Annotated in this window: 16 protein-coding genes; 6 read left to right on the top strand and 10 right to left on the bottom strand. The window is 58.1% G+C overall.

Features of this window, described 5'->3' with window-relative positions:
* Positions 1-57 precede the first annotated feature (57 nt).
* The 9 genes from Enr13x_RS18320 to Enr13x_RS18280 all read right to left on the bottom strand — a co-directional run bounded on the left by Enr13x_RS18320 (position 58) and on the right by Enr13x_RS18280 (position 11,043).
* Positions 58-513, bottom strand: a complete 456-nt coding sequence (locus Enr13x_RS18320; RefSeq protein WP_197456131.1) for a chemotaxis protein CheW — start codon at positions 511-513, stop codon at positions 58-60.
* A 123-nt stretch (positions 514-636) separates the two neighbouring features.
* A complete protein-coding gene (locus tag Enr13x_RS18315; protein ID WP_231744363.1) occupies positions 637-1,683 on the bottom strand; it encodes a glutathione synthetase in 1,047 nt (348 codons plus the stop codon).
* Positions 1,680-3,617: a flavohemoglobin expression-modulating QEGLA motif protein gene (locus tag Enr13x_RS18310; RefSeq protein WP_145388403.1), complete on the bottom strand. Its 1,938-nt coding sequence runs from the start codon at positions 3,615-3,617 to the stop codon at positions 1,680-1,682. The genes Enr13x_RS18315 and Enr13x_RS18310 overlap by 4 nt, the downstream gene beginning before the upstream one ends.
* Positions 3,617-4,660, bottom strand: a complete 1,044-nt coding sequence (locus Enr13x_RS18305) for a glutathione synthetase (RefSeq protein ID WP_145388402.1) — start codon at positions 4,658-4,660, stop codon at positions 3,617-3,619. Before Enr13x_RS18305 ends, Enr13x_RS18310 begins: the two co-directional genes overlap by 1 nt.
* A gap of 37 nt (positions 4,661-4,697) precedes the next feature.
* Positions 4,698-5,729: a glutathione synthetase gene (locus tag Enr13x_RS18300; RefSeq protein WP_145388401.1), complete on the bottom strand. Its 1,032-nt coding sequence runs from the start codon at positions 5,727-5,729 to the stop codon at positions 4,698-4,700.
* Positions 5,726-7,684 (bottom strand): flavohemoglobin expression-modulating QEGLA motif protein, encoded by a 1,959-nt coding sequence (locus tag Enr13x_RS18295; RefSeq protein ID WP_197456130.1) that lies wholly within the window; start codon positions 7,682-7,684, stop codon positions 5,726-5,728. Before Enr13x_RS18295 ends, Enr13x_RS18300 begins: the two co-directional genes overlap by 4 nt.
* A 4-nt stretch (positions 7,685-7,688) precedes the next feature.
* Complete coding sequence (locus Enr13x_RS18290; RefSeq protein ID WP_145388399.1) at positions 7,689-8,480, bottom strand: N-formylglutamate amidohydrolase; 792 nt, start codon at positions 8,478-8,480, stop codon at positions 7,689-7,691.
* A gap of 290 nt (positions 8,481-8,770) precedes the next feature.
* A complete protein-coding gene (locus Enr13x_RS18285; RefSeq protein ID WP_145388398.1) occupies positions 8,771-10,156 on the bottom strand; it encodes a hemolysin family protein in 1,386 nt (461 codons plus the stop codon).
* Positions 10,157-10,674: 518 nt separating this feature from the next.
* Positions 10,675-11,043 (bottom strand): hypothetical protein, encoded by a 369-nt coding sequence (locus Enr13x_RS18280; RefSeq protein ID WP_145388397.1) that lies wholly within the window; start codon positions 11,041-11,043, stop codon positions 10,675-10,677.
* Between the two features lie 531 nt (positions 11,044-11,574).
* On the opposite strand from Enr13x_RS18280, the gene Enr13x_RS18275 reads away from it, so the two are divergent.
* The 3 genes from Enr13x_RS18275 (at position 11,575) to Enr13x_RS18265 (ending at position 15,475) form a co-directional block, all read left to right on the top strand.
* Complete coding sequence (locus tag Enr13x_RS18275; RefSeq protein ID WP_145388396.1) at positions 11,575-12,945, top strand: ammonium transporter; 1,371 nt, start codon at positions 11,575-11,577, stop codon at positions 12,943-12,945.
* A 248-nt stretch (positions 12,946-13,193) separates the two neighbouring features.
* The gene (locus Enr13x_RS18270; protein WP_145388395.1) at positions 13,194-13,379 is read left to right on the top strand and encodes a hypothetical protein; all 186 of its coding nucleotides are present in this window, start codon (positions 13,194-13,196) and stop codon (positions 13,377-13,379) included.
* Between the two features lie 809 nt (positions 13,380-14,188).
* Positions 14,189-15,475 (top strand): DUF1559 family PulG-like putative transporter, encoded by a 1,287-nt coding sequence (locus tag Enr13x_RS18265; protein ID WP_390621089.1) that lies wholly within the window; start codon positions 14,189-14,191, stop codon positions 15,473-15,475.
* 186 nt (positions 15,476-15,661) lie between these two features.
* Here the strand turns inward: Enr13x_RS18265 and Enr13x_RS18260 are convergent, their stop codons facing one another.
* A complete protein-coding gene (locus Enr13x_RS18260; protein ID WP_145388393.1) occupies positions 15,662-16,360 on the bottom strand; it encodes a PEP-CTERM sorting domain-containing protein in 699 nt (232 codons plus the stop codon).
* 363 nt (positions 16,361-16,723) lie between these two features.
* Between Enr13x_RS18260 and Enr13x_RS18255 the strand changes: the two genes are divergently transcribed.
* The 3 genes from Enr13x_RS18255 to Enr13x_RS18245 all read left to right on the top strand — a co-directional run bounded on the left by Enr13x_RS18255 (position 16,724) and on the right by Enr13x_RS18245 (position 20,760).
* The gene (locus tag Enr13x_RS18255) at positions 16,724-18,493 is read left to right on the top strand and encodes a sulfatase-like hydrolase/transferase (RefSeq protein ID WP_261344191.1); all 1,770 of its coding nucleotides are present in this window, start codon (positions 16,724-16,726) and stop codon (positions 18,491-18,493) included.
* 156 nt (positions 18,494-18,649) lie between these two features.
* Positions 18,650-19,333 (top strand): hypothetical protein, encoded by a 684-nt coding sequence (locus tag Enr13x_RS18250; protein ID WP_145388392.1) that lies wholly within the window; start codon positions 18,650-18,652, stop codon positions 19,331-19,333.
* A 395-nt stretch (positions 19,334-19,728) separates the two neighbouring features.
* The gene (locus tag Enr13x_RS18245; protein WP_197456129.1) at positions 19,729-20,760 is read left to right on the top strand and encodes a PEP-CTERM sorting domain-containing protein; all 1,032 of its coding nucleotides are present in this window, start codon (positions 19,729-19,731) and stop codon (positions 20,758-20,760) included.
* The last annotated feature ends 289 nt before the right edge of the window (positions 20,761-21,049 follow it).

Below are 21,049 nucleotides of genomic sequence, written 5' to 3'. Positions count from 1 at the left end.
GCTTCGTCAACCAATCCAAAAGGTTTCGAAACTCGGACTCGTTTTCCGCGCCACCCATCAGCCGTTCGCCTCCGCCGCCGGCGCGGACGAGACGATGGACGCCAACTCCGCCCGATCATCGGCGCTCAACAAATCCCAGGGATTGAGCAACTGGACGAACCCGAGCGAGGTCTTGGCGAGCTGTCCGGCCGGTTCGGAATCCTCGTCGTCGGTCGCATCGGCCTGCAGCGTTGCCAGATCGACCGCACGATCGGCGTGCAAGGCATAACACAAGGCGTCGTCGCGAATGATCACCAGGTGATCCGTGTGGCGAACCGGCATTGCCGATAATCGCAAACACTTGCGCGTGTCCAGCACCGGAACCACCTCGCCGCGAAGATTGATGATCCCCATCACGGTTTCGGGAACACGAGGCAACGACAGGGGCGTCACTGCGCGGACGACCTCGACCACCAAATCGGCGGAAATGCCCAGTTGCCGCTCATCGATCTCGAATACGAGGATGTTCTTCACCACATTGACCTCGACCAGGGCGCAAACGCCCACAAACGACACGCGCTTTTGCAGGAGGGAAAAGACGCTGACAACATTCTACTGGGAACGGATCGACACGTGTCGCGATTCGCGCGATTCGCGTTACAACGTGCACATTTCGATGTTGTCGAAGTTGCGTCCGTAGTACTGCATGTAGTCCACTTTGCGTTCGATCGCCTCGATCACGTGTGCCGAGAAGTTGACCTTTTCGAACTGTTGGGCGCTCCCCAACCCGCCGGGGCTGAACACATTGATTTCCATCAATTTGTCACCCACGATGTCCAAACCGACCAAAAACATGCCGTCTTGAACCAACTTGGGACGCACAATCTCAGCGATTCGCAGCGCGGTGTGGTCGATTTCGGCTGCCGCCTTTTGCCCCCCCGCATGAATGTTACTGCGCATGTCGCCACCGCTGCGGACGCGTCGAAATGCGGCGTACTTGCCTTTGACGCGGAGCGGTCGACCGTTCATCACGAACAATCGAGTATCGCCCTGCTCGGCCGCGGGCAGAAACTCCTGGGCGATCACAAACCCGTCTCGGCTGACCGCGTCGATCATCTGGTTCAGGTTGGGAATGTCCTCCGGACGCACCAAGAAGACGCTCGCGCCCCCGGAACCCTGCAGCGGTTTGATGACGATCTTTCCCTCCTCTTTGGCGAAATGCTTGATGTCATCGCGGTCGCGGGTGATCAGCGTCTTGGGCCGCACCTCTTCGGGAAACAGTTGAAAATACATCTTGCTTGACGCTTGCGACAAACCTGTCGGGTCGCTCAGCACGATCACCCCGTGTCGCATCGCGGTCCGTGCAAATTCGCTGGCTGTGGTCGCCGCCCAAGGGCGTGACAGATAGTCGTCCGAGGGGACGTTGCGCAGCATCAACACATCCAACTCGTCGACGGTGATGCGACTGCGGACGCCCTTCTTGCCTTGCAGCTCCGCCGTGTAAGTCTCCGAATTGCTATAGCGTTTCTTGGGAACCGAGCAGGCTCGAGCGCGAATCATGCCGTCGGGGTCGTATGCTAAATCGCCCACGCCCATCACCCAGACTTCATGTCCGAGATTGACCGCCGACTGGCCTAACCGACTGGTGGTGAAATTGCCCGCTTCTGTGGTGACGTCGTTGACGAGAAAGCCGATGCGCATCATAAACCCTTTTCGTTGTCGATGAGATCAAGAACCGTGGTCCGGGAATGGATACCGTCGAGTCGCACCTGCGCCTCGGGCGAGTCCAGGTATTTGGGGCGCAGCGCCGGTGGACGCAGGATGCCTCGGAACAGCAGTTCACGGACGACCGGAACATGTTCGACGGCGATCTTGCCGGTCAACAGCGGCTCGACTTCACCACCGCCGCCCAAATAGTCCAAGATTTCGACCAAGCCCTGCAGGTACAACGCATCTTTCGTCAAGCCGCCGCCACGAAACACTCGCATCGTGATCGTGTAGGCCGTCCGCGGTTCGAAACCGAATCCGTCGACGAGTTGCGCAAAGACACTCGCGAACGTCTCGCCCCGAATCATATCGCCGACGGCGATCACGCGTGCGGCCAGCGTTCGCATTCGCGCACCACTCAATCCGCCGACCAGGTACTCCGCCAGCACGGCCAGCCCCTCCTGCAACGCGTCATAACCCGACAACCCGACCTGTAACAATCGCAGCGGCTGACTCGCTCCGTTGAAGTAAGTGACCAAATGCGTTCCGACTTCATGTTGCAGCAGCGCGTCGGCGCGTCGTTCGGCGATCCGAGTTTCGCGACCGATCAACAGTTCCGCGCCGGCCACCATCAACCCCGAAAACATGTCGTCGCGGACGCTGGCCTGGGCCAGAAACGCGGGGGATTGATCCCGATAGTATTGGATTTCGGCATTCGCCCGTTGGGCAAAGGCGGTTGCGTCGAGCAGCGGCAATTCCTTGGACGCCGACTCGCGATGGCTCAGCGTTTTCAGAATCTCCAGGGACAGCTCACGAAGCTTCGGTTTGACGCCTTCAAAGACTTGCAAACTGCCCGGCAAAAAGCGACGGGTTCCGATATCGGCCAGCATCGAAATCTGCCGATCCAGTTCGGACTGGGCTTGCCTGAGCACATACGCCAACGTCGGATCGGTCACACGTTCGGTGGGAATCTTCATCAGCCGCCGCTTCAGCAGCAACGGGTCAACATCCAACGGCCGGTACTGAAAGACCGGGGTTTTGCGGAACCCCGATTCGGAAAACTTCTCCCAGGCGCGTTCGGCATTGATCGGAGTGACCAACAGCAGAAATTTGAATTGTCGGCTCAGGTCGGCCAACTGCCGATCGATGACCAGCACTTGCTTGGACAAACGACTGACGCCGAGTGAGAAATAGTGCTGCGGGCGAACCTCTGTTCGATGGAGCGCGAAGGCGAAGAAGCCTTTTTTCAACGAATGAGACACGTCGCGAACAAACGAGGTCGCCACACGGTCGTAGACTTCGCCGGATTCCGGGTCGCGATAGACCGGTCGGACCTCCAGTCCCAACACATGGCATCCGATCTTTGTTTCGATCGATTCGGGAATCAACGCCGTCATGCCGGGTGGATGATTCTGGGCATGCATGTTGACTCGCACCGCGGCCTTCTTGCGATGAAGACTGATCTGCTGCAGCGCGAACTGCAACGTCGCCACCGTGCCTTCGGGTCGGTGCGGACGCCGTGTCAACAACTGAAACTCGGGACGCGGCAATTCGATCTCCCCGGTCGACGGATCGTACTGGGGGCGATCTTCGCCGGACCAGACTTCGAGGATCAAAAACGAACCGAGACGCTCGATCGCGGTTTCGGCAATCCGGAGCACCAGACGCTTCAAACCCGTGCGGACGGGAGCTGTGCCGGGGGCGCACAGGAACGACGCCTCGGACATCACCAGCCGCGCCGTGCCTTCATCACGTCGTCGAGGGTTGCGGCGATAGACGCACAGAAATGGCAACAACCGATCCATCTGCAGGATCCCGCCGCCGGGCAGCCGCTGCCGAATCCGCTTGTCTTCGGCCAAACGCACACAAATCCCTTCGATCACCGCGTCGGAAATCGCCTCGTGGTCTTCGCTAACCTGGGACGTCAACATCACAGCGTGCACATGTCGACGTTGTCGAAGTTGCGTCCGTAGTACTGCATGTAGTTCACTTTGCGTTCCAACGCCGCGATCACGTACTTGTTGAAATTGATTTTTGTAAACTTCTGGGCGCTGCCCAGCCCACCGGGGCTGAACACGTTGATCTCCATTAATTTGTCACCGACGATGTCCAAGCCGACCAGGAACATCCCGTCTTGGACCAGTTTTGGACGCACGATCTCGGCAATCTTCAGTTCCAACTCGCCGATCTCTGCCGCCGCCAGCTTGCCGCCGGCGTGGATGTTGCTGCGCATGTCGCCGCCGCTGCGGACACGTCGAAACGCGGCGTATTTTCCTTTCACCTGCAGCGGTCGGCCGTTCATGATGAACAACCGCATGTCGCCATCGGCAGCCGCCGGCAAATACTCTTGGGCGATCACAAATCCGTCTCGGCTGACCGCGTCGATCATTTGGTTCAAGTTCGGGATGTCGCTCTCGGTGACCAGAAACACGCTCGCCCCGCCCGAACCCTGCAGCGGCTTGAGCACGCAGCGGCCTTCGGATTTGGCAAAGTCCTTGATCTCGTCGCGATCACGGGTGATCAGCGTTCGCGGACGGACTTCTTCGGGAAACAGTTGAAAGTACATCTTGGTCGACGCTTTGGACAATCCGTTCGGATCGTTGACCACGATCACACCGTGCCGCATCGCCACGCGGCCGAACTCGGCGGCCGACGAGGATGCCCAGGGGCGTTTCAGATAGTCGTCCGAGGGCACGTTGCGAAGCATCAGCACATCCAGATCATCCACCGTGACTCGCGATTTGACGGACTTCTGGCCCTGCAAATCCTTCAAATACGCTTCGTGGTTGCCGTACTTTTTTTGCGGCACGCTGCGGGCCCGGGCGCGGATCGATTCGTCCGGGTCGTAGGCGAAATCGCCGACACCGATGACAAACACCTCGTGGCCTTGATTGACGGCTTCACAGCCCAGACGCGTGGTGGAATAGCCCGCCTCTTCGGTCAAAACATCGTTGACTACAAATCCAATTTTCATCGATCCGCCTTGGGGTCACGAGAGTAGTAAAACAGCATCAAAGAGTAGCCAGCTCAACGTTGCTAAAGTTGCGCCGGTAGTACCGCATGTAGTCGACCTTTCGTTCCAAAGCGTCGAGCACCGCGTGGGTGAAGTTGACTTTTTCGAATTTCTGGGCACTGCCCAAACCGCCCGGGGAGAAAACGTTGATCTCCATCAGCTTGTCGCCCACGATGTCCAGCCCGACCAAGAACATGCCGTCCTCGACCAATCGCGGACGGACCATTTCGGCCAGTTCGAACATCGTGTCGTTGACAACGGCCCTACGGAGCCGACCGCCGGCGTGAATGTTGCTGCGTATGTCGTCGCCGGTGCGAACGCGTCGGAACGCGGCGTATTTTCCCTTGTGACGCAGCGGCAGCCCGTTCATCAAAAACAACCGTGTGTCGCCTTCCGCCGCAGCCGGCAGGTACTGTTGGGCAATCACGTAACCGTCACGGCTGACCGATTCAAAGATGTCCTCCATGTTGTGGTTTTCATCGCTCCGCGCGATAAAAACCCCCGTCCCACCGGAACCCTGCAACGGTTTCAGAATGATCGTTTTTTCCGCTTTAAGAAACGCCGTCACGCGACTCAGACTGCGGGTGACCACCGTTCGTGGACGAACCGGTTCGGGAAAGGTCTGCAAATACAACTTGTTCATCGCTTTGGACAATCCGTTGGGATCGTTCAACACGATCACGCCATGACGCATGGCGAGTCGACCGAAGTGGATGCCGGCGGATTGAGCCCAGGCACGCTGAACCGATGGATTGCTGCGCAATAGCAACACGTCCAAATCGTCGACCGTGATCCATTCGTTGATCGCCTTGGGGCCTTTGAGCAGCGTTAGGTACTTTTGCGAACTGTATTTCCCTGGCGGCACCATCCGGGCGAACGCACCGATCGTGTCGTTGGCGTCGTAGGACAGATTTCCCGTACTGACGATCCAGACCTCATGCCCCAGGCTGGTCGCTTCGGCGGCCAAACGATACGTGGTCGCACCGGCTTCTTCGCTGCCCATCACATTGACGACGATTCCCAATCTCATCCGACACTTCCATTTGTCTTGAGTTCCGACACCAAATCGACGACAGAGCCGACGCCGCCCCGTAGCTTTGCCAGCCGCCCGATCGCTAGCGGGTCTTGCATGAATCGTGGCGTGATCGGCGCCTTGCTGAGCACGCCGCGATATTGCAATTCTTTGATGATCGGTATGTGCTTAACCGCCATCTTGCCGACCAGCAGCGGATTCAAGTCGCCGCCCTTTTGCACGTATTTCAAAATCGCGATCAGCCCGCGTAGATAAACGCAGTCTTTCGTCAATCCGCCGCCGCGATAGACCCGCATCACGACATTGTAGGCCGCGCGCTTGCTCAAGCCAAAATCGTCGTGGATCGAATGAAAATTCTCGACGAAGGACGCGCCGTCGACCATCTGACGGACCGCGACGACACGGGCGCCGAGCTGCCGGATCCGCGAGGTGGTCAATCCGCCGACCAAGTACTCCGACAACACCGCCAGACCTTCCTGTAACTCTTCATATCCAGCCAGCCCCGAATAGAGTTGCTGAAACGGTTGCAATCGGCCGTTGTAATAGGTCACCAGGTGTGTTCCGACTTCGTGTGCCAGCAAGGCCGCCACTCGGTCCTCTGCGAGCATCAAATCGGAGTTCACCATCAGCCTGCCGCGAGAGACGATCAACCCGCTGGCGTCATCCGAAATGACGACTTTGGCTTTGAAATCCGGACAAACGCCACGGTAGTGGTCAATCTCCTTCTGAACACACGCGGCAAACTGCTTGGCTGAAAACAGGTTCGCCTTGCTCGGGGAAGACTTCGCCGGCAGTGTCGTCAATAACTCTTTGGCAATGCGGAGCACGGCATCGTTGACTCCGCCGAACAGCGCCATACTGAGGTGCTTGAATCGCGGCGTGTCTCGGTCCCTCAGCATGGTGAGCTTCAATTCCAGCTCTTCCTGCTTCTCTTCAAAAAGTCGCTGCAATGAGGGATCTTCGACACGTTCGATCGGAATCTTATAGAGTTGTCGTTTCAACAGCGCCGGATCGACCGGCAGCGGACGATAATGAAACTCGGGCGGATGCTTGCACTGACCGGCTTCGAACTCTTTCCAAGCGCTGGTCGGATTGACCGGCGTTAATTGAAGCAAATAATCGAATTGATTACTGACTTCGGCGAGTTGCCGGTCGATGTCCCAAACCGCTTTGACCACCGCTTTTCGACCCAGCGTATGGAAGTGATCAGGGCTGTGCGTCGTCCGGTCACAAGCAAACTGAAAATAAGCGTGTCGAAGCGCATGACTGAGACTTCTCCGCAACTGGCCCATTAGGAGCGGAAACTCGACGGAGGTGTTCGCTTTGCGGAACACGGGTGGGACCATCAAACCGATCTTCCAACAGTTCATTTCACGCGCACGTGGCGAATCGATCAGCGGCTTCATTCCCGGCGGACAGATCGTGCCGCCGCGAACCACTTGGACCTCAACTCCGTGTTTCAGAATCTTCATTTTCTGAAGACGTTTGCGAAGTGACTCGACGGCGTTGTCCAGTTTGGCGGTGCCGGGTGCTTGAATCGTAAACGTCGGCAACACCGATGGCACCGCGGGATCGTTGGCCTTGCCACCGTCGGGCGACGACCAGATTTCGACGATCAGAAACGCGCCAAATTCCGCCGACAGCGTCTTGACGACCGTCCCCACCAGCTTCGACAGACTGTCATGAAACTCTGACGCTCCCGACCCGATCAAGTACGAGGCCTCGCCCCGCACCAGCTGCTCGGTTCCGGCATCATCGTATTCCGGCGGTTGGCGATAAACGCACAGAAACGGAACTTGTCGGTCGATGTGCAGGCGCCCCTTGTGCGGCAACGTCCGACGCACGCGTTCGTTCCGTGACAATCGATCGCGAACCGCCGCGATCAACGATTCCGGGACGCGGTTCGTTTCGGCCTTGGCAATCGTTCGTTTTCCGTGTGTGGTGGTGGTCATCGTTCTAAACAAGCCGCGGGTGGTTGAAGGCGTCCATGACAAAGGGCACCGAGTATTGAAGGGCATCCGAAATCGCGTCGACGGCGGCGGGATCCGGCTGGCCGCTCCACTCGTCCATGAAGAACTTTTTGAATTCGATCGCGATCGCGACACCGGACGTCGGAAACGTTTCATGAATCCAACGCGGCCAATTGCCGCCACGAAACTTGACGTTCTCTCGGACATCCAGTTTGCCGCCCGGGAAGTCGAACTCTCGCAACCCTTCGATCAAGGCGTCCACCACGTGCCCCCAACGCCGGCGGTCCATCGTTCCCGTGCCGATGTTGACCTGTGGGTTTTCCAGTGGATCGGCGATTGCTCCGGTCGGCCCGGTCCGTCGGTGATTGTAGGTGTGCAAATCGTAGAGGACGAAGTGTCCCTGCTCCGCCACGATGCCGCTCAGCATCGCTTGCATCGCAGCATAGAACGCATCGTACTGGTCCAATGATGTTGCAAACATTTCATCGGCCGGATGGTCCTTCCAAACCGTCAACCCCCACGCATCCTCAGGCGTCCGGTAAACCGCTTTGTCGCGAGGGCGGTTCAAATCGACTTCGAACCGTGACCGCAATCCGATGACCCGTGTGGGCGCACACTTGGTCCAGAGTCCGGTGAACGGGTCTTCTTCACGGAGCCGACCACGGTCATCGAGTTTGACCTGCGACAACACGTCGTCGCGCATCGCGTGTCCGTCGTGGACCGCGGTCGCCACCAACGGGCCTTCGCCTCGCTGAACTCGCCAAATCGCGTCGCTCATTCCACACCTCCCCCGGTCGGTTGTCGTCTTCGTGCTGACATCGTGCGGGATTCAACACGATCGAACGATCAAACAACAGCTGCAAGGATCGGATCGATGTGCGGAGACTGCACCGCTAACATCCGATGCTGACGCGACGCACAATGCATGCCAGAGCGCATGCCAGAGCGTTGATCAATGCTCTCAGCCGGGAATTTACCGGCCGAAAGCGGGCGGGGTGCGGCATGCTGGGAAATCCTTTTCAGCCGGCGGCAAATTTTTTTCCACCTCCCCCCCGGTGACCGAACCGTTCACTCCGCGGTCGTCAGCCGGAAACGGATCTTGGTGGCGCTATCGTTCTTCATCTCCAAAACCTCCGCGACCGCTCCTTCCAATTCGATGCGATCACCCTGGGTCAGAATCTTCTGATGAAAATCCATCAGCATGCCGCTGATCGTGTCCGCCTCGTCGGATTCGTTCAGCGGAATGGCCAGTCGCCGTCGCACCTCATCGATCGGTGTCGTGCCGTTGACCACAAATTCAGCTTTGCCTTCGGGAACGATGTTCGGATCGGCGTTGTCAAACTCATCGTCGACTTCACCGACGATCCGCTCCAGCACATTTTCCAGCGTCACCATCCCCGTGATCGTGCCGTATTCGTCGATCACAAACGCCAACAACTGATGCGTCGCCTGAAAATGTCTCAGCACCTTGCTGATCGGCATCGTCTCGTGGACTTTCTTGGGAGGACGAATGATGGTCCGGACATCGAAATCCGAATCCGCCTCGGGAACCGTCAACAAGTCCTTGATGTGCACCACGCCGAGCACCTTGTCCAACGATCGGTCACAGACGGGGTAGCGCGTGTGCATGGTCGTCCGAACCAGGTCGCGAAGGACCGAAATCGGTTCGTTGACATCAAAGAAAATGACGTCGCCGCGGGGCAACATCACGCGACGCACGATCAGATCATCGAATTCAAAGACGTTGTTAATCAGACGATGTTCGCTGCGCGTCAGATTGCCATGCACATGGGCCTCCGTCAGCAACGCGCGGATCTCGTCTTCCGTGCTGACCGATTCGTGATCCGACGCCCCGCGGATACCCACCAATTTCAACAGATACGTCGTGACGATATTCAGAACCGTGAGAAACGGATACAGGATGACGTAGAAGAACTTGAGCGGAATCGCACACCACAACAACACCTGTTCGGGGCGGCGAATGGCAAAGATCTTTGGGAACTGTTCGCCGGTCACCAAATGCAACCCGGTGATCACCGAAAACGCGATCGCAAATCCGATCACCTTGACGACTGCTTCATCGGTCACGCCCACCCAGCCCAGCAACGGTTCGACCAGTTTGGAAAACGCCGGCTCACCGACCCAGCCGAGCGCCAGGGAGGCCATGGTGATCCCGAGCTGGCATGCCGACAGCGATTCGTCCAAACGCTCGGCGAGCCAGCGGGCGGTGTTGGCAAAGAGCTTGCCTTCGCGGGCGAGTTGCTCAATCCGCGACACACGCACTTTGACGAGCGCAAATTCCGCGGCCACAAAAAAGCCGTTCAAAATGATCAGAAACACTGCGATGGTCAGATACAGCAGCGTCCGACCGCTGCCCCCCGCCTCGCTGCCCTCGATGACCGGTTCGACTTCGGCGACCAGCGCCAGACAAAAACAACAGAGTGATCCGATCATGCGAATTGATGAGTGTGATGAAGGTTCGGCTTTTGATGAGCGACGACAAGGGTAGCCGTCCGAACCGAGAAAGCGACCTCCGACCAGTGGAAAAAAACTTTCCAGCGTCGGGCATTCTACCGAGATCGCTCCACTGCGGCGCAGCGCGTGATTGCGGGATCATCGCCAAAAAGCGAGTTCGCGTCTACATATCGTCGCGTCATTCGCCGCGGCCGGTAGAGCCGTTGCGACAGGTTACATCCATGAACCTGACCGCCATCTGGCGTTTGCAGCGACGCAGCAGCAGACAGTCACCGTCCGCTGGAGAAGACGGCGTTCTCGATGGCGGAACGGCAGGATGATTGGAAGTGGCAGAATCATGTTCTGACCGCTCCGGTCTTGGAGCCAGAATCATTCCGCCGTCCCATCATTCTGCCGTCCCATCATTCTGCCGTCCCATCATTCTGCCGTCCCATCATTCTGCCGTCCCATCATTCTGCCGTCCCATCATTCTGCCGTCCCATCATTCTGCCATCCCATCATTCTGCCATCCCATCATTCTGCCATCCCATCGTTCCGCCGTCCCATCGTTCCGCCGTCCCATCGTTCCGCCGTCCCATCGTTCCGCCGTCCCATCGTTCCGCCGTCCCATCGTTCCGCCGTCCCATCGTTCCGCCGTCCCATCGTTCCGCCGTCCCATCGTTCCGCCGTCCCATCGTTCCGCCGTCCCATCGTTCCGCCGTCCCATCGTTCCGCCGTCCCATCGTTCCGCCGTCCCATCGTTCCGCCGTCCCATCGTTCTGCCATCCCATCGTTCTGCCACCCCATCGTTCTGCCATCCCATCGTTCTGCCATCCCATCGTTCTGCCATCCCATCGTTCTGCCATCCCATCGTTCTGCCATCCCATCGTTCTGCCATCCCTTCGTTCTGCCATCCCATCGTTCTGCCACCCATCGTTCTGCCACCCATCGTTCAGCCATCACCGTCTCGTCGAGGCCGCCGTCTGGTGCCTGCAGCGACGCCTGGGCTCGACAGGAATGGCCCCGACCTGGAGTCGCAAACACGCCTCCACGGACGTGCTCACAAAACTGGCATCCGCCGGGCCGTCTGCACACGGGATGAGCATTGAAACATGTGTTTAGTTGGCTTGAATGATTTTCCGCGTTTTTGAAAGTTTTTTAAGTATTTGCCATCAAAGGGTTTGCGCTTCTGGTCAGACGGTCACTTTAGGCATTGGTCCGCCAGTTGCCAACTCGGTGCTTCCGATGTGCATGCCACAGATTTGAGAACGCTTTCGACTCTTGAGCATCGTGAAAGATGGCCCAGGTAGGAGTTCCCGGCGTCTCGGTCTGGTCACTGGCTGAACAAGTGAGTGAGAGTCCCCAATCCCCCGGGACCGCTCAGCAAATTTCCTAATTTCGAGAAGGTTTGGAATCGAATGTCTAAGTTAATGCGAGCACCATTGCTCACGGGTCTGTTTTTTGCCGGGGCGTTATGCCTTGGCGCCGCGTTCACTCCCGAGGTCCTGGCACAAGCCGAAGAGGTCGCAGCGGAAAGCGCCTATTCGTCTGAAGAGTACGTCGCCTCGGATGGCTATGCCGTCTTCGCAGTGAACAACTTGTGGATTTGCATTTCGGCCGCCCTGGTGTTCATCATGCACCTCGGCTTCACCACACTGGAAGCGGGTCTGACGCAGAAGAAAAACGCGGTCAACATTATCTTCAAGAACGTCTGGATCGTCTGCACAGGAATCCTGCTGTACGCCTGCTGGGGCTTCAACGCGATGTACCCCGGCGACTTCAATGGCTACTTCGCGATGGGCAGCTGGTTTGGGCAATCGCTCAACGACGTCAGCATGACCACCGCGGACTACAACGCCGGTTACACCTGGTGGGGTGACTTCATCTTCCAAGCGATGTTCGCGGCGACCGCTGCAACGATCGTTTCGGGTGCCGTTGCCGAACGTGTCAAGCTTCCCGTCTTCATGTTGTTCTCGACCCTGTTGGTCGGTTTCGCCTACCCGATCATCGGTAGCTGGAAGTGGGGCGGCGGCTGGTTGGATCAAATGGGCTTCTACGATTTCGCCGGATCCAGCATCGTGCACGCCTTCGGCGGCTTCGCGGCGTTGGCTTGCGTCCTGATCCTTGGCCCGCGAACGGGCAAGTACACCGAAAGCGGCATCAAGCCGATCGTCGGTCACAGCATGCCCTTGGCCGTCATCGGTGTGTTCTTGCTGTGGCTCGGTTGGTTCGGGTTCAACGGCGGTTCGGCTCTTTCGGCTGACCCCAAAGCAGTCTCTTACGTGTTCGTGACGACCAGCCTTGCAGCCGCCACGGGTGCAATCACCTCGATCGTTGCCTCCTACGTGTTGTTGAAGAAGCCCGACGTGTCGATGGCTCTCAACGGTATCCTGGCCGGTCTGGTCGGAATCACGGCCGGTGCCGACACCGTCGGCGAAGGATCGGCGATCGTGATCGGTGCCATCGCCGGACTGTTGGTGGTCGTCGCGATCCTCGGATTCGACAAGATCAAGATCGACGATCCGGTCGGTGCGATTTCCGTCCACGGTGTGTGCGGCATCTGGGGCACCATCGCCGTCGGCATCTTCTCCCTCGATTCAAGTCACAGCTTCATGACCCAACTGATCGGCACCTTGGCCATCGGCGGGTTTGCCTTCGCCTTCTCCGCAATCGTCTTCGGACTGCTCAAAGTCACCCTTGGTGTGCGAGTCAGCTTGGAAGAAGAAACCCTCGGGTTGGATATCAGCGAGCACGGTATGGCGGCTTACAACGGTTTCGAAACTGCGTGAGACTGCTGTAACGACACCGTCGTGACCTATTGAAACTTCTCGGCTCTTGCCTGGGCCAGAAGATCCCAGTTACCCGGGCGTGTTTTACATGCCCGGGTCTGGGTATTTTATGGGGGTAGGTGGTGGGTCAATGTCGACCGTTCGAGGTAGAAATTGATGACCGACTACTTGCATGACAGGACAATTCGAGAGAGAGTAGGGTTTCAAATCAGCCCTACACTTCCTTCTCTCACGAACGAGCAATCGCAATGTCACGCCTGATTTATTCATTCATGTTTGCCTTCTGCGCCTCCATCCTTTCGATCTCAGCGGTCGGCTGCGGCGAGACAAACACCGTCATCGAAGACACTCGCTCGGAAGCTGAAATTGAGCAAGAAGCAGAAGATTACGAAGCACAGATGGAAGAAGACATGGATTCGGACGTCACGGAATAGTCCGCCATCGCGGATGGTTTTGTGCGACGCACGCCGTTTCCTGGTGGCGCGGCGAAGAAACCATTGACGCACAGCCCGCCAAGCAGCCCGCCAAGCGCCCGCCAAGCGCCGGCGGCGGCGGCGGAAGCTGAGTCTGCAGCCACCGCGTTTGCAAATCCGGCTCTCGGTACACTTCTCCTGACGGGCAATTCACTTTTCCGGCGAGCATTCGCATGCTCGCTTTTTTTCTGCGCTTGATGAATCTGCCGCGTCGGAAACAACCGACTCGTGCTGCGGAAGCGACGTGCCCGTGACTCCCAATTGGTGCCACCCACTAAACGTGGCGGGGGCGACGCGGATTGTGCCGCTAGCAAATTAGGCGGTGCCTCGAAGAGACTGCAATTGGTGGGTGGCACCAATCGTCGGTGGCACCAATCGTCAGCCCGATCGGCAGTCGGCGACCAGCTGGCCGCCCGCGAATTCTCTCCATTGCTGGATGTCACGAGCCAAGGAATCGCTGAGCCGAATCCACTCGTGCTTTGCCCCCATCCTCATTTCGGGCCTGACGCGGAAACCGCCACCGGCTTTCGGTTCTCCGCTGCTGCGCGGCCGCGGAGAAACGCTTGGCGAGCTGTGCGGCCGGAAAACGAGGCGTTCCGCATGCACCCCTTCCATCGACACTCACCAAAGCGGCGGATTCGGGGGTGGCCGTAGGAGTGGAGTGGTCAGGTATCGTTAAAAATGAAGATTTTGGCAAGTTTTTGGCCACAGGAGGTGAGAAAACGGTTAGCATCGCTCTTGCGGGGGAAACTCTTCCTCTATTCTATGTAATGTTCTTTTCTCTGGAGTCTGGTATGCAGATGCGTCGTTCTACGCGACAGGGTTTCACATTGGTGGAGCTGTTGGTCGTCATCGCCATCATTGGCATTTTGGTTGGCTTATTACTTCCGGCTGTTCAGGCAGCCCGCGAGGCAGCACGGCGAATGTCGTGCAGCAACAATTTCAAGCAGATTGGGCTTGCGATTCACAACTATCACACCGCGTTCAAGCAGATTCCGACAAACGGAACGGGTACGGCGCGGACTCCGTCCACTCCCAACGGAACGCAAGACTGCAACCGACTTTTCCTCAGCTGGTTGGTTCCCATCCTTCCCTACATGGAGCAGCAAGCGTTGTGGGATTCGATCTCGAACCCCAGCACCCAGGCGACTCCCGGCCAGAGCGTGCAAGCGACCGGCGGCGTTTGGTTTCCGATGGGACCCTGCCCCTGGGAAACGCGGTACGTTCCTTGGGTGACCCAGGTTCCGGCATTCCGTTGCCCGAGTGACCCGGGGCAGGCTCGCGGCCCCGGCCAGCTGGCACGGACGAACTACGCTGCTTCACTCGGCGACGCGGCCGACCGGTCTCACAACGGTGGTGTCAACGACTATGGTTTCTTCGGCAACCGCAATAACCGGGACGAAAACTGGGCGGTTGAACGTGCACGTGCCGCGCAGCGTGGATTCTTCTGGAATCGGAATGAGATGAAGTTCCGCGACGTTCTGGATGGTCTCTCCAACACCATTGCTGCCGCTGAAGTTTGCACTTCGGGCGGCAAACGTGAGGTCAAAGCAGACTTCGTCCGGAATATCAGTGACATGGCGAATCCCAACAACACCATCCTGATTCCGGCGCGTTGCAAAGAGGGGGTTCACATCGATCCGGAACGCCCCCAGTTTTACGATGAAACTGCAAACGTTCGCTCCTCCTTGTCGCAGTCAAAGCACGCTCGTTGGGCGGATTCACGAGCCTATTACTCCGCGATGCACACCATGCTGCCACCCAACAATGCCAATTGCGTGAACACCGGCAGCGATGGGAATCACTCCGGAGTGATCTCAACCGCGGGGAGTCGTCATACCGGTGGTGCTCACGTGTTGATGGGCGACGGTGCCGTGATCTTCATGACCGATAGCGTCGACGGCGGTAATCCCGAGCTGCCAACGGTCTGTGTCCAGCGTAGCGGGAATTCGTTCCCCATCTCCTCGCTTCCCGGCAGCGAGAGCAACTACGGATTGTGGGGTGCTCTGGGCACACGTGACGCCAGCGAAACCATCGAGGAACAGCTGAACCAGTAACGGTGAAAGCAACCGATCGATCTTCACAACCTCGTCCGCCATCAGCGGGCGAGGTTTCTTTTTGCCTGGAAGCGAAAGCGTCGTCGGAACAAGAAGTGGGATAGGCTTCCAGCCTGTCATGGCGAAAACGACAGGCTGGAAGCCTATCCCACACTCAATTCCCGTCACTGATTGTTCCGAAGTTCCTTAGCGTCGGCGACGAACCAGGACGCCGCCGACCACGACCATCAGTGCGAACGCACCGGTCGGCTCGGGGATCGCTGTCACGGTGCCGCGAGCGACGAGCGTTCCGGTGATGTCCAAGTCACCAGCGTCAAGCGTTTCGGAATCCACGATGTCCATGCTGAAGAACAAATCGTACTGATCGCCGTTCTTGGTGGCCGTCAGCGTCCCGGTTCCGCCCCCGTTGATGTCGGTCCCGGCCAGCGTCACGCCCACCGGTGAGACCGTTCCTCCGGTCAGCGGAATCAAGTGTTCGGTTCCATCGAAGTTACCCCCGTCAACGTCGCTCGATGCGGGAATCGTGTCGGCTGTCGCAGTCGTCCCCGCCCCCACCAACGTCATCGTCTCGGTGGGATTAGTGGGGTTCCCGGTCGGAACGCCAGCCATGCTCCACTCGCTGCCGAACATCGTGCCGCCGGTGAAATTCAGCGACGAGATCACTCCGGTCGCAAAATCGATTTCGATCTCGGCGTTCATCGTGCCCGACAACTCCGTCGCGGAAGCGCCGAGTGGGAAGCCCATTGCCGACAACGATAAATCCAGCGTGTTCACGGTCGGTGTCGCCGCATCAAGCGTCAAAATGGTACTGACCCGGGCGCCGTGCGAAGACGCTCCCTGGGTCAGCGCGAACAACAGACTCGTCACAAAAGCAAACTTTCTCATTGATGTAAATCCTCGGGTGAACCAGTTAGAGACCACCCAGTATACAAGGCGAGATCACGCCAGTGCAACTTTCCGCACGCCGGGGATCTCGGGATCGAAATGGACCTCGCCGATCGTCAAAAACGAATCGCAGACAACGCACGCGACACCAATATTCGCCGAATCGATTGAAGGCCCCGCCCTTAAGTAGACCGCAACGCGATCTGAATGGACGGCGATTATTCAAACCGTTTGCTTCGCGAAAAACGTAGTAAGATGCCGTCTCGGTCCCCGTCGTGCGATGAATCCGATCCACCGATTCCGCGGACGAATTTTTGCGGGCACGCCAACACGTCGAAATCACTGAATTGGACGAACGCTACGATGATGCATCGCTTTTTGATCACGGCACTCTCGCTGGTCGCCACCGCGGTTGGGGGCGTGCCGAACCGCTGCGTCGCCGCGCCGCCGAATGTGCCGCCGAATGTGCCGCAGAATGAGCACCCCAATGTTCTGTTTATCGCCGTCGATGACCTGAACGATTGGATCGGGTGCATGGGCGGGCACCCGCAATCGAAAACCCCGAACCTCGATCGGTTGGCCGAAAGCGGGGTCTTGTTCACCAACGCCCACTGTCCCGCGCCGGCCTGTAATCCGTCGCGGACCGCAATCATGACCGGGATCTCGCCGCACGTGTCGGGGCTGTACGACAACGGCCAAAAGATGCGCGAGTTGTTGCCCGAAGCGGAATTGCTGCCCAAGTATTTCTCCCGGCACGGCTATTGGTCTGCCGGATCGGGAAAGCTGCTTCACTACTTCATTGATCAACAATCTTGGGACCAGTATTTCCCGCCCAAGGAAACCGAAGACCCGTTCCCCCGCACGCTGTATCCCGAAAAACGTCCCGTCAGCCTGCCCGTCGGTGGGCCTTGGCAGTACCGAGAAACCGATTGGGGGCCGCTGGATGTTTCGGACCGGGAATTCGGCGGAGACTATTTGGTGTCGCAGTGGGTCGGCGAGCAACTGGGCAAACAACATGACCAGCCGTTCTTTTTGGCGTGCGGCATTTATCGTCCGCATGAGCCTTGGTTCGTCCCCAAGAAATACTTTGATCGCTTTCCCCTGGAGAGCATTGAATTGCCGCCGGGTTATCGCGAAGACGATTTGGAAGACTTGCCCCCGGCGGGAAAGCGACGCGGCCCCAACCGATACTTCGAACACATCCTGAAACACGACCAATGGAAGCAAGCGTTGCAGGGGTATCTGGCATCGATTTCGTTTGCCGACGAGATGCTCGGGCGGGTCATCGATGCACTGCAGCACGGACCGCACCGAGACAACACGGTCGTCGTGCTGTGGAGCGATCACGGTTGGCACTTGGGTGAAAAGCAGCATTGGCAAAAGTACACGGGTTGGCGAGCTTGCACCCGTGTCCCGCTGATGATCCGGGTTCCCCCAGGGACGCCGGGTTTGATGGCCGGTACCAAGGCAAACACCGTTTGCGACGCGCCGGTCAATCTACTCAGCCTGTACCCGACGCTGGCCCAATTGGCCGGTTTGCCGCCGAAAGCGTCCAACGACGGACCCTCGCTGATTCCGCTGCTGGAGAACGCGGAAGCCGAGTGGCCGCACGTCTCGATCACCCATCTCAATCGGCCCGGCAACTATGGACTGAGCGGACGACGATGGCGATTGGTCCAGTACGACAACGGCGACCAGGAGTTGTACGACACCGACGCCGACCCTTACGAGTGGACGAATCTTGCCGAGGATCCCCAGCACGCCGCACACCTCGACCGCTTGCGAGCGCTCGCGCCCGCCGAGTTTGCCCCCTATGTCGCGCCCAGTGACGCGGCGCTGGCGAAGCTGAGGTGGCATCCGGCAACGGAATCGGCCGTGCCTGCGTCGAAGCCCGACGGCAATCCCTTCAGCGTCGTGTTCACCAATCGTCGCGACCAACCGGTGAAAGTGTTCTGGATGGATCGCGATGGCAAACCGAAGTCGTTTGGGACGTTGGAATCCGGTTGGCGAAAGCCCCTGCAATCGCGCCCCGGAGCCGTGTGGTTGATCACCGACAAAGCGGAAAACCCACTCGGTTACTTTGTCGTCGGCGATCGCACGGCGCACGCCGTGATTGATGCGGAGAAACCCTGACCGGCCGGCGCGCGCGGCCTGTACCGTGCGGAACCGGACACTCGCGTGTGCGGTTTGAACGCTTTCTTCGGTTCGCCTTCATTTCACTTCGAATCGTGATCGTCGAAGCGTTTTCGGAACGCTATAGTGGGGTCAACGAAGGAGGACGAAGCGAACATGTCCAGTGCACATCATTCATCCCGACATCTTCAATCTGCGGCCGTCTTGGATCAGCTCGTCGGATCGGGTCGTGGGATTCAGATTGTCGAAAGTCTTTCGGCCGGTTTGAACACCGTTCGCGACTTGGTTTTTCACCGGATTCATCTGGACGTGGAGCGTTATTTCGGGATGGACTCGATGTGCATTCCGCTCTCGCTTGATCAAAGCGAATACAACGCCAAGGCGGAGATCGACATTTGGCAGATCATCGAGGCGGCCGAGTTTGCCGCTGCGTCGGGCTTTATCACCGATGTCGACTGGATCCGCAGTTGGCTTGGTGAACTACGGCTGGGCGGCAGCTTCGGCAACGGCCCGATTACCGAGCGTGTGGGGCAGTACATGCAACTGGACGAAGATGGCCGTCGGCGTCATTTCGCAAGCTGCCTGGAAAAGGTTTATCCGGAAGCCCGCAAGTCCCCGTTGGTGCTTTATCAACTGATGCCGTCCGCGGTTCGGATCGTCGTCGCGGTCGCGTTTGGTGCGACCCAGCAGGCGGCCAAACAACGTGACCATCAAGCGTTCTTGCTACCCGGCATCCTGGATTGTGGCAGCTGCCAAGGCGGCGTGTTGGACAACGGGGAAACCTGTGTCGAATGCGGCAACCCGGTCTGGAATTACAACTGGTTGTTGGCGGACGATTAGCCCGGGCCGCGTCGTCCGCAAGAAACCGCGGTGGGCAACCAACGCCGGCCAACGGCCGAGGTGTGTGCCCGCCGGAGACACCGCCTAACCGATGCTGCAAACTCGCCTCGGTCGATGCAACCGCCGCACCATCAGTTGTCAGTCTTTGTTGCTCGACTGGACAGCGAACGATGGGCAAGACGATGGGGGCAAAACGATCAGAGCCGAGAATTGTTTTGCCACCATTGTTTTGCCGTTGCTCCGAGGATGGGGGAACAATCGTGCAATGGGACCAATTGGACAAATAGGACTTATAGGTCGCATCTGTCCTATTCGTCCTATGGATGAATTGATGAATGGCGCCACCCACCGCGTGCAGTCTGTGCGACCAGCCTGCTGCTCTGCGAGCAAGGGCAATGATTTCGTTGCCCCACAGGTTTGGTGGGTGGCACCAAATCGCGCCAAATCGCGCCATGCCTCAGATTTCTGGAAAAAACTCGCATAGCGTTTTTGCAGTGATTTTCCTGTTTCTCCACCGCTCGCTAGGTAGGATCGTTTACTGTACAAGACGGAACTGGGGCGAACGTCCATCTTTGAAAGAAACAACCATGAGCGGTCCGACACCCTTTCGTCGCATCATCCTTGTCTTGTTTGCTGCATTTTTTCTTTTCATGAGCGGCCGTCCGGTCCAAGCTGAGTTGACGTTCACGCTGCTGGGTGAAACTCAGACGATCGACTTCCAGGACTACACCGGCGCAGGGTTGGCGTCTGGAGGTGGTGGGGGAGCATTGGATTCGAACGACTGGGAACTCGTGATTGGTGACGATAACGGCAGTCTGCAAACAAGTTTCGGCGACACGGTCGGTGTCGGTGTCTTTGGGCGTGGGATGAGCAGCGGAGGTGTCAGCGATTCTGGTTACTACAGTTTTGAAACTGGCGGCGGAAACCGAGCACTGGGAATACAGCTGGGTGACGCCGGCTTTTCCTTTGGCATTCCATCTCTGCGAATACGAAATCAGACGGGACAGGTCGTCGATGCCCTGACCGTACGCTACGACGTTTGGGTCTACAACGACAGTAATAACAGCAATTACTTCGACCTCGAATTCAGCAATGGTTCGGCATTCATCGATCCCGTCTTTCTCGACACACCGTCAGCGGCGGACGGAACGCCAGAATGGGTCCAGACGACTCTCCAATACGATCTGCTGTTACCGGAAAACGGTCTCTTTGGCGGTGTACTCCAACCGCTTGCTGATGGTGATTCGATGCTCGTCGAATGGTCCGGAGGCGGTAGTTTTGATGCGTTGAATGGATTCGACGAGATGGCGATCGACAACATTCAGATCACGGCTTTCTCCACAGCGATTCCGGAACCCGGGACACCCCTCGCGTTATGCGTCGTTTCCGGTGTGATGGCTCTTCGCAGACGGCGTCGCAAACGCTGATCAGGTGAAATTGTCACTTCGACCGAATGTCTACAAATGTCGAGCCCGCGATTAGGCAGCGGTTGCAACCGTACGTTCGGCAACGTTGCCAAATCCGGAGGGACCGATTCCAAGTGACAGTTGTTGGGCCGCTCGCTGTCACAAACAAGATCCGCTCCGCCGCTTCGGTACCGACACCGATGCAGGTTATCGTCTTCCGCGTGGTTTGCCCAAGTTCCGGTCCCATATTTCGAGAAAACTGCAGCGAGCCGAATTTTCGAAATGCGAGCGGACGATGCAACCGCCGCAA

The sequence above is a fragment of the Stieleria neptunia genome, from assembly GCF_007754155.1.
Classification (GTDB): domain Bacteria; phylum Planctomycetota; class Planctomycetia; order Pirellulales; family Pirellulaceae; genus Stieleria; species Stieleria neptunia.
The sequence above is the reverse complement of the archived record's forward strand: the minus strand, read 5'-3'. Positions and strand labels throughout refer to the sequence as shown.